This is a genomic window from Castellaniella hirudinis (genome assembly GCF_047468865.1).
In the GTDB taxonomy this organism is placed as follows: Bacteria; Pseudomonadota; Gammaproteobacteria; order Burkholderiales; family Burkholderiaceae_B; genus Castellaniella; species Castellaniella hirudinis_A.
The window spans coordinates 28,559-43,016 of sequence record NZ_JBLGTV010000019.1 but is presented as its reverse complement, the minus strand read 5'-3'; the positions used below and the strand labels follow the sequence as shown (position 1 = coordinate 43,016).

At 66.1% G+C, this 14,458-nt stretch carries 16 protein-coding genes; 15 read left to right on the top strand and 1 reads right to left on the bottom strand.

Annotated elements, in window-relative coordinates; translation table 11 throughout:
- Window positions 1-183 precede the first annotated feature (183 nt).
- From ACMHYJ_RS15940 to ACMHYJ_RS15890, 11 genes are all read left to right on the top strand, one after another.
- Window positions 184-1,383, top strand: a complete 1,200-nt coding sequence (locus ACMHYJ_RS15940; RefSeq protein ID WP_023114164.1) for a tyrosine-type recombinase/integrase — start codon at window positions 184-186, stop codon at window positions 1,381-1,383.
- The gene (locus tag ACMHYJ_RS15935) at window positions 1,380-2,444 is read left to right on the top strand and encodes a PDDEXK nuclease domain-containing protein (protein WP_034004845.1); all 1,065 of its coding nucleotides are present in this window, start codon (window positions 1,380-1,382) and stop codon (window positions 2,442-2,444) included. The genes ACMHYJ_RS15940 and ACMHYJ_RS15935 overlap by 4 nt, the downstream gene beginning before the upstream one ends.
- 352 nt (window positions 2,445-2,796) lie before the next feature.
- Window positions 2,797-3,189 carry a hypothetical protein gene (locus ACMHYJ_RS15930; protein WP_023114166.1) on the top strand — a complete coding sequence of 131 codons (393 nt, stop codon included), beginning with the start codon at window positions 2,797-2,799 and terminating at the stop codon, window positions 3,187-3,189.
- An 83-nt stretch (window positions 3,190-3,272) separates the two neighbouring features.
- Window positions 3,273-3,530: a metal-sensing transcriptional repressor gene (locus tag ACMHYJ_RS15925; protein WP_003111693.1), complete on the top strand. Its 258-nt coding sequence runs from the start codon at window positions 3,273-3,275 to the stop codon at window positions 3,528-3,530.
- Window positions 3,531-3,539: 9 nt separating this feature from the next.
- Window positions 3,540-4,832 (top strand): MFS transporter, encoded by a 1,293-nt coding sequence (locus tag ACMHYJ_RS15920; protein WP_049097141.1) that lies wholly within the window; start codon window positions 3,540-3,542, stop codon window positions 4,830-4,832.
- A 280-nt stretch (window positions 4,833-5,112) separates the two neighbouring features.
- Window positions 5,113-5,463, top strand: a complete 351-nt coding sequence (locus ACMHYJ_RS15915; RefSeq protein WP_023114168.1) for a DUF2958 domain-containing protein — start codon at window positions 5,113-5,115, stop codon at window positions 5,461-5,463.
- Between the two features lie 65 nt (window positions 5,464-5,528).
- Window positions 5,529-5,807 carry a hypothetical protein gene (locus ACMHYJ_RS15910; RefSeq protein ID WP_023114169.1) on the top strand — a complete coding sequence of 93 codons (279 nt, stop codon included), beginning with the start codon at window positions 5,529-5,531 and terminating at the stop codon, window positions 5,805-5,807.
- Window positions 5,808-6,517: 710 nt separating this feature from the next.
- On the top strand, window positions 6,518-7,342 hold the full coding sequence (locus ACMHYJ_RS15905) for a DUF932 domain-containing protein (protein WP_017677013.1): 825 nt from the start codon (window positions 6,518-6,520) through the stop codon (window positions 7,340-7,342).
- Between the two features lie 78 nt (window positions 7,343-7,420).
- Window positions 7,421-9,472, top strand: a complete 2,052-nt coding sequence (locus ACMHYJ_RS15900; RefSeq protein ID WP_137884704.1) for a ParB/RepB/Spo0J family partition protein — start codon at window positions 7,421-7,423, stop codon at window positions 9,470-9,472.
- A 62-nt stretch (window positions 9,473-9,534) separates the two neighbouring features.
- The gene (locus tag ACMHYJ_RS15895; protein ID WP_023103965.1) at window positions 9,535-9,744 is read left to right on the top strand and encodes a hypothetical protein; all 210 of its coding nucleotides are present in this window, start codon (window positions 9,535-9,537) and stop codon (window positions 9,742-9,744) included.
- Between the two features lie 1,102 nt (window positions 9,745-10,846).
- The gene (locus ACMHYJ_RS15890) at window positions 10,847-11,161 is read left to right on the top strand and encodes a DUF736 domain-containing protein (protein ID WP_023103964.1); all 315 of its coding nucleotides are present in this window, start codon (window positions 10,847-10,849) and stop codon (window positions 11,159-11,161) included.
- A gap of 63 nt (window positions 11,162-11,224) precedes the next feature.
- Here the strand turns inward: ACMHYJ_RS15890 and ACMHYJ_RS15885 are convergent, their stop codons facing one another.
- Window positions 11,225-11,530: a helix-turn-helix domain-containing protein gene (locus ACMHYJ_RS15885; RefSeq protein ID WP_023103963.1), complete on the bottom strand. Its 306-nt coding sequence runs from the start codon at window positions 11,528-11,530 to the stop codon at window positions 11,225-11,227.
- A 240-nt stretch (window positions 11,531-11,770) separates the two neighbouring features.
- On the opposite strand from ACMHYJ_RS15885, the gene ACMHYJ_RS15880 reads away from it, so the two are divergent.
- The 4 genes from ACMHYJ_RS15880 (at window position 11,771) to ACMHYJ_RS15865 (ending at window position 14,450) form a co-directional block, all read left to right on the top strand.
- On the top strand, window positions 11,771-12,121 hold the full coding sequence (locus ACMHYJ_RS15880; RefSeq protein ID WP_023103962.1) for a DUF2958 domain-containing protein: 351 nt from the start codon (window positions 11,771-11,773) through the stop codon (window positions 12,119-12,121).
- A 309-nt stretch (window positions 12,122-12,430) separates the two neighbouring features.
- Window positions 12,431-13,201: a DUF2285 domain-containing protein gene (locus ACMHYJ_RS15875; RefSeq protein WP_023114173.1), complete on the top strand. Its 771-nt coding sequence runs from the start codon at window positions 12,431-12,433 to the stop codon at window positions 13,199-13,201.
- An 83-nt stretch (window positions 13,202-13,284) separates the two neighbouring features.
- Entirely contained in the window at window positions 13,285-13,566 is a 282-nt protein-coding gene (locus ACMHYJ_RS15870; RefSeq protein ID WP_003107109.1) for a helix-turn-helix transcriptional regulator, read from the top strand.
- 26 nt (window positions 13,567-13,592) lie between these two features.
- Window positions 13,593-14,450 carry a replication initiator protein A gene (locus ACMHYJ_RS15865; RefSeq protein WP_414247159.1) on the top strand — a complete coding sequence of 286 codons (858 nt, stop codon included), beginning with the start codon at window positions 13,593-13,595 and terminating at the stop codon, window positions 14,448-14,450.
- Window positions 14,451-14,458: the final 8 nt, after the last annotated feature.

Sequence of the window (14,458 nt, the reverse complement as noted above, 5' to 3'; positions counted from 1 at the left end):
TTTTTTGTTTCACGATGACTCCAGCCCGGTAGTTCGCTGGACTGCGCCGTAGCTAGATACAGCAGGTTTATCAATAACTTACGCGCGTCCATCATATGCCGGTGCTTTCTGAAACTTGACCCGGTTTTCCCTCGCGCCGCTCCTATCTGGCTCCTGGAATCCGGGTTGTTCCGAGGAGTCATCATGGCAAAGATCAAGCTCACCAAGACCGCCGTGGAGTCGGCCCAACCCCAGGCCAAGGATGTTGAACTGCGAGATACCGTGGTGCCCGGCTTCCTGTGCAAGATTACCCCGACCGGCCGCCGGGTGTTCATGCTCCAGTACCGCACGAACTCCGGCCAGCCCCGCAAGCCCTCGCTGGGGCTGTACGGGGAGCTGACCGTCGAACAGGCACGAGTCAAGGCACAGGACTGGCTGGCCGAGGTTCGCCGGGGCGGCGACCCCGGCGGCGCCAAGGCCGAGGCGCGCAAGGCGCCCACGATGGCCGAGTTGTGCAAGAAGTTCATGGAGGACTACTCCAAGAAGCGCAACAAGCCCAGCACGCAGGACGGCTATCAGGGCGTCATAGACCGCAACATCATCCCGCTGCTGGGCCGCAAGAAGGTGCATGACGTGAAGCGGCCCGACATTGCCGGGCTGATGGAGAAACTGGCCTACAAGCCGACCGAGGCGAACAAGACCTTCGGCGTGCTGCGCAAGATGTTCAACCTGGCCGAAGTGTGGGGCTACCGCCCGGACGGCACGAACCCGTGCCGCCACGTCCCCATGTACCCGCCGGGCAAGGAAACCCGGCTCATCGTGGACGAGGAAATGGTGCGGATCTTCCGCCAGTTGGAGAAGCTGGAGGCGGAGGGGCTGGAGAACTACGTCATCCCGCTGGCGATCCGGCTGCAATTCGAGTTCGCCGCCCGGCGCTCCGAAATCTGCCCGCTCGAATGGAGCTGGCTGGACTTCGAGAACCGGCGCGTGGTGTGGCCCGACAGCAAGGTCGGCGGCATTTCCAAGCCCATGAGCGAGGAAGCCTATCGGCTGCTTTCGACGGCGCCGCGCCGGGAGGGCTGCCCCTACGTCCTGCCATCGCCGAACGACCCGGCCAAGCACCTGACCTTTGGCGAGCACTATGGCGGCTGGTGCCGGGTGCTCAAGGCCGCCGGCGTCCCGCACGTCGGCACGCACGGCATCCGCCATCGCTCGACCACCGACATTGCCAATTCGGGCGTGCCGACCAAAGTGGGCATGAAGCTGACGGGCCACAAGACCGTGGCGATGTTCATGCACTACGTCCACACCGAGGACAAGCCGGTGCGCGATGCGGCCGAGCTGGTGGCCAGCCGCCGCCAAGCCATCACGGGTGCGCGCCAGCTTGCGGAGGCGGCGGCATGAACACGCGCCGGTCATCCGCAGCATCGTCCGCAGCGCCTTCGGCGCTGCTGGGCGACATTCGGGCACTGATCGAGGCGGCGCGCAAGCGCGCCGCCTCGACGGTGAATAGCGAGCTGACGATGCTCTACTGGCGCATCGGCCAGCGCATCCGCACGCACGTCTTGGACGGACGCCGGGGCGCCTACGGCAAGGAAGTCCTGCCCACCCTGGCGGCGCAGTTGGTGAAGGAGTACGGCGGCAGTTTTGCCGAGCAGAACCTGCGCCGCATGGTGCAGTTCGCGGCCACCTTCCCCGACGAGCAGATTCTCGTATCACTGATACGAGAATTGAGCTGGACGCACTTCATCGCCCTGATCCCGCTGAAAGACCCGCTCCAGCGGGACTATTACGCGCAGATGGCGAGCGCCGAACGCTGGAGCGTCCGGACGCTGCGCGAGCGCATCGACTCGATGCTGTACGAGCGCACGGCGCTGTCTCAAAAGCCGGGCGAGACGATCGCGCACGAGCTGGCGACGATGCGCGATGCGCAGCGCATGTCGCCCGCCCTGGTCATGCGCGACCCGTACATCCTCGACTTCCTGGGGCTGCGGGACACTTGGCAGGAAGGCGACTTGGAGGCGGCGATCATCCGCGAAATGGAGTCGTTCTTGTTGGAGCTGGGCGCGGGTTTCAGCTTCGTGGCCCGGCAGAAGCGCATCCAGATCGACGGCGAGGATTTCCACCTCGACCTGCTGTTTTACAACCGCAAGCTGCGGCGGCTGGTGGCAGTGGAGTTGAAGGTCGGCGAGTTCAAGGCAGCTTTCAAGGGACAGATGGAGCTTTATCTTCGCTGGCTGGACAAGCACGAACGGGAGCCGGAGGAAGCCTCGCCGCTGGGGATCATCCTTTGCACCGGCAAGAAGCGCGAGCAGATCGAATTGCTGGAGTTGGACAAGTCGGGCATCCACGTCGCCGAGTACCTGACCGCCTTGCCGCCGAGGGGCGTGCTGGTGGAGCGGCTGCAACAAGCAACGCAACGGGCGCAGTTGCAGATCGAGCAGCGCAAGACCGACAACGAATAGTCCTGTCCCAAGCAGTCGGGCGTCCCGGCGTACCGCCGTCGCGCTGTCGTGCTGCGCATCGAGCCTCGCTGCGCGAGTCTCGCCCCTGTCGGGCTTCCATCACTGACGCCTCCGGCCCGGCTCGCTGATCCGCGCCTGCGCGCTTCGCTTGCCAAAAACCCGCGTGCGTGGGGTGGTGTGAGGGGGCGGTCTTGCTGTGTCCCTTCACCGTATCACGGCGTTCTCGCCGTGCAAGGGCTGCGCGCGCCTTGCGCGCTTGCGTCCTGGCGGCCGTCTGCGACCCCTGACTGCTGCGCTGCGCCGTGAGGGCGACGGTTCCGGGCAATTCCGCCCTTGCAACCGGAGAACCGTCATGAACGACAAATCACACGTTTCCCTCGAACAGCACGTTTGCTTGGTCTGCGGCACGGCGTTCGACACCGGCGCGATCCTGCTGGACAAGCGCCTGCGCGCGAGCATGGAGCGCCACACGGCGACCGGCTGGGGCCTGTGCCCCGAGCATCAGAAGCTGGCCGACGATGGCTTTGTCGCGCTGGTCGAATGCGATCCGCAGCGCAGCGGGTCGCAGGCTGGCGGGCGCATGAAGCCCGAGCAGGCATACCGGACGGGCCGGCTGGCCCATCTGCGGCGCACGGTGTTCGCGCAGGTGTTCAACGTGCCGATCGCGGACGAGCAGGCTTGCGTGTTCGTTGAGCCTGGCGTGATCGAGCAGTTGCAGTCGATGACAGCGCCGGCGGCGGGCTGATTGCGTCGTGCGGCCTTCGGTGCGTCGCTCCTTCGCGGGCGGCGCACTTTTTCATATCCCCCCAGGGGGGATACAATTGCCACATGAACGCGACACACAAGCACTCAACCCATCCCGATCTCGTGAAGCGGCTGAAACGCGCCGATGGTCATCTTCGGCACGTCATAGGGATGATCGAAAGTGGCGAATCCTGTCTCGACATCGCCCGCCAGCTCGCGGCGGTGGAAAGCGCGGTGACGGCCGCAAAGCGCGTCCTGATCCACGACCACATCGACCATTGCCTGGCCCATGACGAAGACTCCGTTTTGACCGAAATGAAGGCACTGACCAAACTGCTCTGAGGCCCGCCGATGCTCTCCGTCCTGAAGAACCGTACCTATCGTCACCTGTTCGCCGCTCAGGTGATTGCGCTTGTCGGCACCGGCCTGATGACGGTGGCCCTTGGCCTGCTTGCCTACGATCTGGCCGGGGCGAATGCCGGCGCGGTACTCGGGACGGCACTCGCAATCAAGATGCTGGCCTATGTCGGAGTCGCCCCGGTCGCGCAGGCGTTCGCCGACCGGCTGCCGCGACGGTCGTTGCTCGTTGCCCTTGACCTAGTACGAGCATCCGTTGCGCTCTGCCTGCCCTTTGTCAGCGAAATCTGGCAAATCTATCTGCTGATCTTCGTCTTGCAGGCGGCGTCCGCAGGCTTCACGCCGACCTTTCAAGCCACTATCCCGGACATCCTTCCCGACGAAGACGAGTACACGAAAGCACTGTCGCTTTCCCGGCTGGCCTACGATTTGGAAAGCCTGATTTCCCCGATGCTGGCCGCCGCGCTACTGACGGTCATCAGCTTCCACAACCTGTTTGCCGGAACGGTTCTCGGCTTCCTCGTGTCAGCCGCGCTTGTGGTCAGCGTGAGGCTTCCCACAACCGTTCCCGGCCCGTGTCGTGGCATATGGGATCGTACTACGCGGGGCACGCGCATTTACCTCGCCACGCCGCGCCTTCGGGGTCTGCTGGCGATCAGCCTCGCTGTGGCAGCAGCGGGGTCAATGGTGATCGTGAACACGGTGGTCATCGTGAAGGCACGCTTTGGCCTGGGCGAATCCGAGGTAGCGTGGGCGCTGGCGGCCTTCGGAGGCGGGTCGATGGTTGCGGCCTTCGCGCTGCCTCGCCTGCTCGACAAGATTGCTGATCGACCTGTCATGATTGCGGGAGCGACGATGCTGGTTGTGGGAACGGCAGCCGGGGCAATGATTCCGACCTATGCCGTTCTGGTGGTGATCTGGTTGGTGGTCGGCTTCGGCTACAGCGTGGCGCAAACACCTTCCGGCCGGCTGTTGCGCCGCTCCGCTCATCCCGAGGATCGCCCCGCGGTCTTTGCCGCGCAATTCGCCCTGTCCCATGCGTGTTGGCTCATTTGCTATCCCTTGGCCGGTCGCTTCGGCGCTGCCTTTGGGCTGCAATCGACCTTCATCATCATGTCGCTGATTGGTCTTGTCGGAGTGGGACTGGCGCTGTGGCTCTGGCCCGCTAGTGATTCTTCCGACATCGCCCACGATCATCTACCGCCAGATCATCCTCACTTGCGCGAACAAGCAGACCGAGGCGGGCACCGTCATCCCATGATCGTTGACGATCTGCACCGGGACTGAGCGCGCATTTAAGAACTGCCCGCCTTTCACATCGCTGATGCCTCCGGCCCGGATTGCTATTCGGGCCTGCGCGCTTCGCTTGCCAAAAACCGCGTGCGTGGAGGTGCGAGGGAGGCGGTCTTGCTGTCCCCTTCATCGTGCCACGGCGTTCTCGCCGTCAAGGGCTGCGCGCCGATGGCGCTTGCGTCCTGGCGGCCGTCGTTGACCCCTGACTGCTTGCGCTGCGCCGTGCCCCGGAAGGGTCGGGCAATTCCGCCCGGCAACCTTTCAGGAGTTCACCATGAACAACGCACTCATCACTGACGAGCAGCGCATCGTGCTGCTGGCCAACGGCCGCGAATCCTTGGAGAACCCGGACTTCGATCCGGCACCCGTCGTCAAGCTGTTCACGCCGGATGCCGGCGCGACCTGGCTGCTGACCGAGATTGATCCCGATGACCACGACCACGCCTTTGGTCTTTGCGACCTGGGCCTGGGGATGCCGGAAATCGGCTGGGTCAGCCTGGGCGAGCTGGCGACCGTGCGCGGCAGGCTGGGCCTGCCGATCGAGCGCGACCTGTCTTTCCGCGCCGAGAAGCGGTTGAGCGCCTACGCGCGCGATGCCCGGTTGGTCGGGCGTGTCGTCGTCTGAACCAGCCCTTGGAGCGCCGCAAGGCGCTCCTTGCGCTTTCCCAACCTTCGCAGGAGATCAATGCCATGAGCAGCCATCACGACTACATCATCGAAATCACGGCGCAACACGATGCGCTCAAGCCGTTCGCGCCGGAGAACGGTCAGCCCTTGCGCTTCAAGATCGGCGACGCGGTGATCTACACCAACGAGTTTGGCGCGCAGTTCCGGCGCCGCGTCACCGGGTTCTACCAGCCTACCGAGCCTTCGGGGCTGTATGCGCGTGGCAGGCGCTACTACCTGAACTCGACTTCGCCTTGGATGCCGGTTGCGGAATCCAGCCTGCGTCCTGACGACTCGGCGTGATGCCTAAGTGCCCCTGACGGGGCGCTGCGCGCTGCGCTTGCCTCCAGGGGAAAGCCCTGCGGGCTATCCCCGCCGCGCGGAGCTTGGCGCCCCTCAAAGGCCGCCGAACCGGCTGCGCCGGATCGGCCAGACCGCAGCAGCCGCTGTCGAACCTGTTTCCCGATGACTGGCGCATGAGCTTGTACATCGAGCCTTGGAGTCCGTGCGTCCCCGGCCAAGAAACATGGCCGGTCGCGCTGTCGTGCGCGTAGCGCATCGAGCCGCCTGCGGCGTCTCGCCCCTGACGGGCTTCCATCGTTCCCTCGCTCCGCTCGGCTGACGCCTCCGGCCCGGATTCCTAGATCCGGGCCTGCGCGCTTCGCTTGCCGTGCTGTCGGCGTGCTGAGGGGCCGTTGCCATGTCCAACCGTCTCCCCTGACTTCATCACCTTCACCGCGACTGTAGCCCGCGGCCGTGTGCCGTCAAGGCGCGCAGGGCCGTGTCCTCGGCTGCGCCTGCGGGCCGCACCAACCCTGCGCTTGCCTCCTTGACGGCCCCCGTCCGCGCGCTCTGACCGTCGCGGGCGATGAACTCAGGAAAGACGGTGGCAACAGGGCCAACCGGGTTCCTCGTGCCGACCGCACCGAACCGCCGAAAGGCTGGGCTTCCGAATCTAGGAATCCGGTGTGCGGTGAACAGCAACCCCTTTTTTCTTTGTCAGGAGAAATGCCATGCAACTCGCATCCCGCTTCGCTTCCCGTTCCCCGGTGCTGCGTTCGGAACGTCCCTTGTCCGACGACCAAATCCGGGCCGTGGCCCCGTCCATCTTCGCGGACGCCCCGCACGAAAGCCGCTCTGAGCGGTACAGCTACATCCCCACCGCGACCGTGCTGCAAGAACTGCGCGGGGAAGGCTTCGAGCCTTTCATGGTGACGCAAACCCGCGTGCGCCACGACGACCGCCGCGACTACACCAAGCACATGATCCGGCTGCGCCACGCCAGCCAGATCAACGGCCGCGAGGCCAACGAAATCATCCTGCTGAACTCCCATGACGGCACCAGCAGCTATCAGATGCTGGCCGGGATGTTCCGCTTCGTTTGCAGCAATGGCCTTGTCTGCGGCGACACCGTGGCCGACGTGCGCGTGCCGCACAAGGGCGACGTAGCCGGGCACGTCATCGAAGGCGCTTACGAAGTCCTGCACGGCTTCGACCGGGCGCAGGAATCGCGCGATGCCATGCGCGCCATCACGCTCGACGCCGGGGAATCCGAAGTGTTCGCCCGCGCTGCGCTGGCGTTGAAGTACGACGAGGACAAGCCCGCGCCCATCACGGAATCGCAAATCCTGATGCCACGCCGCCACGACGACGACCGCCGCGACCTGTGGAGCGTGTTCAACCGCACGCAGGAGAACTTGACCAAAGGCGGCCTGTCCGCCCGCGCCGCGAATGGCCGCCGCCAGACCACCCGGCCCGTGCAGGGCATCGACCAAAGCGTGCGCCTCAATCGCGCCCTGTGGCTGCTGGCCGATGGCCTGCGCCAGTTGAAAGCCTGAATCCCCACGCGGCAGGGGCAGGCAGCAGCCCTTGCCGCTTCTCTCGCTGCTGCATCCCAACCGCAAGGAGTTATCACCATGAACGCTGTACTCAAAACCGAAACCGTCGCCATCGAAGCTGCCGCACCGCTGGAAGTGGCCGATCCGACCAAGAACCTGATCTTGGTTCCGCTGTCGCAACTGTTGCCGCGCCGCTCCAAGCGCAACGTCCGCACGACCCCGCGCCAGTCCATCCCCGAGCTGGCCGCGAGCATTGCCCGCATCGGCCTGCTGCAAAACCTGATCGTCATCCTTTCCGCCGATGGCGAGGCTTACGAGGTGGTGGCAGGCGACCGCCGCCTGACCGCCTTGAAGCTGCTGGCGAAGAAGAAGCGCATCCCCACTGACTACGAAGTGCCGTGCCTGCTGGTGGCCGATGCGTCCGCCCGCACCGTCAGCCTCGCGGAGAACGTGCAGCGCGAGAACATGCACCCCGCCGACCAGTTCGCGGCCTTCGCCGCGCTGGTCAAGGAAGGCCGGCCCGTCGAGGACATTGCCGCCGACTTCGGCGTGTCCCCGCTGGTGGTGCAGCGCCGCTTGAAGCTGGCGAACGTCTCGCCGCGTCTCATGGCCGACTACCGGGCCGGTGGCGTGACGCTGGAACAGTTGATGGCCCTGACCATCACCGATGACCACGCCGCGCAGGAAGCCGCGTTCTATGGTGCGCCGGAATGGCAGCGCAGCCCGTCCAAGCTGCGCGAGCGCCTGACCGAGCGCGAAATCGACGCCACGCACGCGCTGGTGCGCTTCGTCGGGCTGGACACCTACCGGCAGGCAGGCGGCGGCATCCGCCGCGACCTGTTCGCGGAAGGCGATGCCGGAACCTACCTCACCGATACCGCAGTACTGGAAACGCTGGTGCGCGACAAGCTGGCAACGCTGGCCGAGGACGTGCGCGCCGAGGGATGGGCATGGGTGGAGGCCGTGCCGCATCTGGCCTACGAGGAACGGCAGGCGTTCCAGAACGCCCCGCGCCATCGCCGCGAGCCGACCACCCGCGAGGCCCGCCGCATCGCCTCGCTGGAAAGCCGCCTCGAAAAGATCGACGCCGAACTGGAAGAAGCCTGCGACGCCGAGGACGAGGACAAGGCCGAGAAGCTGGAACAGCGGCGCGATCAGGTGGTCGGGGAACTGCAAGACGCGGAGGACGCCTTGCAAGGCTATGCCCCCGAGGTGCGCGAGGTGGCCGGTGCCATCGTCACCATCGACCGCAACGGCGAGGCCGTCATTCATCGCGGCCTGCTGCGCGAAGCCGAGGCCAAGGCGCTGCGCACGCTGGAAAAGCTGCGGCGCGGTTTCGGCAGCGCCGAAGGCGAAGCCGCCAACGACGAGCACGAGGACGCCGACGACGCACCCAAGGCCGCGAGCCTGTCCGATCGGCTGGCGCAGCGATTGAGCGCCCACCGCACGGCGGCGCTGCAAATCGAAGTCGCGCGGCATCCGCACGTCGCGCTGGCCGCGCTGGTGCATGGCATGGTGCAGACTGTCTTGCAGCCCGACGCCTACGGCGATGGCCTGCCGCTCGGCGTGCGCCTCACGGTGCAAGACCGGCTGGAAGGCATGGCCCCGGACTGGCCGGAATCGCCCGCTGCCGTGGCGCTGCGCGAACTGCAACAGGTGGCAGGTGAAGCCTTGCCGGAGGACAGCGCCGAACTGTTCGCCGCGCTGCTGGCGAAGTCGCAAGATGAACTGGTGCGGCTGCTGGCCGTGTGCGTGGCTTCCACGGTGGACGTGGTGACGCCCCGCGCCACGGTGCAGCAACCCGGCGAGGAACTGGCGCAGGCCGTGGGCCTCGACATGGCCGCATGGTGGAAGCCGACCGCAGAAGGCTACTTCAAGCACGTTTCCAAGGCCGTGATTCTGGATGCCGTGGGCGAGTACGCACCCGAGCAGGCCAACCGGCTGGCGAAGTTGAAGAAGGCCGACATTGCCAGCGAAGCCGAGCGGCTGGCCGATGGCACGGGCTGGATGCCCGCCATCTTCGAGGCCGCAGGCCCGCAGGACGCCGCGCAAGAGGCAGGCCCGGAGCAGAACGCCCCGGAGGATGCCGAGGCAATAGCGGATGAACCCGCCGAGGCGCTGGCCGCTTGACCCGCGCCGAAGGCAAGCGCCCCGGCCTCGACCGGGGCGCTTCGCTGGAAGGAGAAGCCCCCATGACCCGCACCACCATTAGCCGCCCGCGCATGGCGGCGATCTACGCCGCTGGCACGGTACGCGCCCGCCGTTGGAACGGCGATGGCGACGTGCGCGGCTACCGCCCGCCCTCGGGCTGGACGGCCTGCGCCGACCTCACCGACATTCACCCCATCACGGGCCGCGCCTTGCCGCGTGCCGTGTGGTGGCTCATCGAGACGAAGGAATAACCGCGATCAGCACCGCGCCCAGGCCGTACCGTCCTGGGCGCGGTGGCCTTGAACACCGGGCGCGGCAGTGGCCGCGCCCGGTGTTCAAGGCCACCAGCCGAATCGGCACGCCGCCGCCCTCGCGGCAGCTCAGACGGCGGCGTTGACGTGACCGGGCTTCCCGCCCGGTAATGGCAGGCCCGTATGGGCCTGCAAGCCGTAGCGCCCGCCGTGCGCGGGAATCACCAGCGGTTTTCGGCTTGCCGCGTGCATACCTCGCAGCGTAGGGCCGCGCCCATTTCATCAGAGGCATGTCCGCGTTTCCTGCTTAGAAATCTGGAACGGCCTGGGCGTGTCGGCGCATAGCGCCGCCGGGCTTTCGGGCTACGCCCCGTGCCGTCTTTGCCGTCACGGCCATTCGGCTTCAATCCCTCACGCCTTCGCGCCTGCGGCGCTGCGCGCTTCGCTTGCCTCCAGGGGAAAGCCCTGCGAGCTATCCCCGCCGCGCGATGCTTGGCGCCCCTCGATGCTGCCGAACCGGCTGCGCCGGATCGGCCCGCCCAACGTCCCGCCGCGATGGACGGGACGCTGGCGAACACGCTGGCGCTTGCTGCGGCAGGTTGTGCAGGTGCGTGCCGTCCTCAACGCTGGCGGTTCCTGCCCATCACGTCACGAAGGACGGTTCACGGACAACCCGCCCGGTATCGCTATGGAGCTTCCACGCCACGCCTCAAGACCGGCGCCGCAAGGTATGGCGGGGGCGTTCTCGCCTGTCGTTGCGGGGTTGACCTGGCCCGCGTCAGCGGGCGAGCCGGAGAAGCCTTCGGGCGGGGATGCCGAGTCGGCCCCATCTTCTTTCGGAGCGGTTCGGCCCAAGGCGTCCTTGTCTCGTTGTGAATCCTGGCGGGGGCGCGGCTGCGCCTCGGGCTTCATGGCTGCAACCGTCCGGCGAAAACAATTTCCCCGCCGCTGCGCGGCTTCCTCGCGCAGCAAATTCTTTTCGCCTCCAGGCTCTCCACTGCGTTTCGACCGCAAGCGGTGCAGCCAGCCCGTCCCCCGCCGGCCGGATCACAACAAGGACGCGATGGGCGCGAACCTTGTTCAACCGAAAGGAGAAATCATCATGGCCAACATCGGCACCTTCACCGCAGACAAAGACGGCTTCACCGGCACGCTGCGCACCCTGACGCTCAACGTCAAGGTCAAGCTGGTTCCCAACGACAAGGGCAGCAGCGAGAACGCCCCCGACTTCCGCCTCCAAGCCGCCGGCCACGACATCGGCGCGGCGTGGAACAAGACCAGCGAGGCCGGGCGGGAATACAAGTCCGTGACCCTCGACGATCCTTCGTTCCCGGCTCCGGTCTATGCCCGCCTGATCGAAGGCGAGGACGGTACGCACGACCTGATCTGGTCGCGCAGCAAGCCCCAGGCGGCGTGACCGCCGCAGCGCCCCGCCCATCGCGGCGGGGCGCTGTGCTGCTGTTCGCAGCACATCACCACGTCACGCGCGCGGCTTCGCCGCGCCGCGCTCCTTCAGCACCGCCTCCAGCTCCCGGCGCACCTGCGCCAGCAGCTCGTCGGCCTTGTGCGGGCTGTCGCCCGCGTAGGCCAGCGTCAGCAGCGTGAGCGGGTGGATCTCCATCACCTCGCACAGCTCGGCCAGCTTATGCAGGGTCGGGCTTTTCAGGTCGCGTTCGAGGGTGCTCATATAGGTGCGGCTGGACACGTCAGAGAAGGCTTCCTGGCTCAAGCCACGCGCCTTCCTGACTGTCTTCAACGCCTTCGCCAATGAGTTCCCAGCCGCCACCTATGGTTTCCCTCGAAAAACCAAGATGACAGCCCATTGCGCCCTATAGGGCTACAATCTATAGTGTTCATTTGGTGTTCTACGTTTTCGTGCCTTTACGGAAATCCGCATTTGCTGGTTCCAGCAAAGCCACGCAAGCGCATCCGTGCTTGCACACGAAGGCGTAAATCCGGTTTGGCGGTTCTGCGCTTGGGCGTGAAACCGCATCCGTGCATCATTGGATTTGTGGGATTGCCAACCATGCCCCAGCCACTCGCCACCGTCCCGGAGCGCGCGCAACTGCTCGCCAACGGCGAGGCTCGTGCCGCCGGCCAGGCCATCGACCCGGTGCCCGTGGTGCGGCTGTTCACGCCGGACGCGCATGTGACCTGGCTGCTGGCCGCACTCGATCCCGCCGATGGCGACACCGCCTGGGGCCTCATCGACCTGGGAATCGGAATGCCGGCGCAAGGAACCGTCAAGCTGTCCGAGCTGGCTGGCATCGTCGGGCCGCATCAGCAGCCCGTGATGCGCGACCGCTACTTCCGGCCCACGCGCACGCTGTCGGAATACACCCGGCTGGCCGAGCGCGACGGGGCTATCCCGGACTGAACACAGCCTACTGTGACTTTTTCAGTCTGGTGTCATACCGGGCAGGTCTCAATCGAGATTCTTGCGGCGTAGCCGCGCCAGTCTGATCCAAACGGACATGATGCCTGACGCGGACTGCGGCAGGCTGGCCTGTACGGCGTCCCACGGGAGGGACGCTGCCGCCGCAGCATTGAGACGAATACCGCAACGCATCGGAGCCAGTCGGACTTGACAGCCCAACTATTCCCTTAACCCATTTCGTTCTGATGACACCGATGTAGCACGTAGTTCTTCCGTCGCGGCCAGTCCTGTTCGCAGGGAGGTTGCGTCATGGTCGATCGCAGCGCCGAGCACTGGTATCCGACTGCCGCGTATCTGTACGTGCTGCACTTGGACGACCTTGGGACGGCCTGGGAATATCTGCGCAGAAACCCCGATTACCGGCTCGACTGGCTGCGCCATCATCGCCGGCCGAAAGCCGCGCAGCAGGCGGCGCATCGCTGGGGCTTGCGCCTGCTGGAAGATCCGGCGTTGGATGCGCGCGACGCGCATCCAGCCTGGTTGCCCGGCCATGTGGCCGTGGTGCAGCTCTATCCCGACGCCGATCCGCCGCAGTATGCTCCCGCGTTCACGTTTTGGCGCATTGCCGGGCACAAGCAACTGCTCCATGACGGCAAAGGGCTGGCGCTGATGGCGCACAGCCCAGGTCATTGCCTGCGCTTCGCGCTGGCGCCCGGCCTGGAAGACGGGATGGCTGTCGCCTATGCCCGCCGCGGCGGCGCCGCCGCACCTGCGCGCAACCATGCGCTCGGCGCGGCCCTGGCTTCTGCGAAGCCCAGGCCGGCACCCGCCGCGCTGCTTGAGCTACACACCTTGCAGGCGCTCGACGCAACCCTAGCGGGTGCGTCCTTGCGCGAGGTGGCCGAAGGCTTGTTCGGCGGCGATGCCGCAGCCGATTGGTACAGCGACGGCGGCCTGCGCTCCAAGGTACGCCGCTTGGTACGGCGCGGCGATGCGCTGATGCGCGGCGGCTATCGCCGCCTAGCACAGCTTCCGCCGCTTGAGAAGGGTCGTTTTGAGGACGACGCAAAACGGCCCTGAGCAGGACAGCTTGGTTTTCTGAGACTGCCTCCATCCGGTTGCGCTGTGTGGCCGGAGCTTTGAAAGCTATGGAGGTTCACACCATGCGTCCCGCTCCTTTGCGGCCTGCCGCCACTGTCTCGACCGCTGCCGCGCAGCCCCAACGCTATCTCACCAACGACGAAGCCGCCGAGTACCTGCGGCTGTCGCCGCGCACGCTGGAAAAGCAGCGCGTGATCGGTGGTGGTCCGCGCTTTCGCAAGTTCGGCCGGCGCGTCATGTACGCCGTGGCCGACCTCGATGCCTGGGCCGCCGATCGCAGCTTCGAGACGACTTCCGATCCCGAGTACGCCGAGCACCACTCGGCCGACAGCCGTGCGCGCTGATCGGCGGCGCGCGGCAGGCCATCACCATGTCCAGCTCCGCGCTGCCGTTCCGGCAGCGGTCGTTGCAGGAGCGCGAACAGCTCGACCTGTTCCGCGCCTTGCCCGGCGACATGGCGCCGCGCGACAGCCAGGACTTGATGGCCTATCCGTTCTTCTCGCTCGGCAAGTCCAAGCGGGTCAAACCCATCGACTTCCGCGCGGGCAACGTGACGATCCGCGTAGAGGGCACGCAGGAGCATGGTATTGCCACGATCTGGGATGCCGACATCCTGATCTGGGCTGCCAGCCAGATCGTCGAAGCCAAGGACGCGGGCATCCAGCCTTCGCGGCGGATGCAGGCCACGCCTTACGAGATCCTGCGCTTTATCGGGCGCGGCAAGTCGCTGCGCGACTACCAGCGCCTCAAGGCCGCTCTGGATCGGCTGCAATCGACCACCGTGGCCACGTCCATCCGCGAAACCACGGGAAGACGATTGCATCGCTTCTCGTGGATCAACGAGTGGAAGGAACTGGCCGATGCCAGAGGCACGCCACTGGGCATCGAGCTGATCCTGCCGGACTGGTTCTATGCCGGCGTGCTGGACGCTGCTCTGGTGCTGACCATCGACCCGACGTATTTCCGGCTCACGGGCGGCATCGAGCGCTGGCTGTACCGCCTGGTGCGCAAGCATGGCGGCAGACAGGAATACGGCTGGCAGTTCGACTTCCGGCACCTGCACCGCAAGTCGGGCAGCAGCACGCGGTTTTCGGATTTCGCCTACGACCTGCGGGCGCTGGTCGCCAAGCAATCCCTGCCGGGCTACGAGCTGGGCATCGTGCGTATTCCCGAGGACGACATCGAGTTGCTGACCTTCCGGCCCGTGCCGCCGACGGCACGGGGATAACTGCGGGA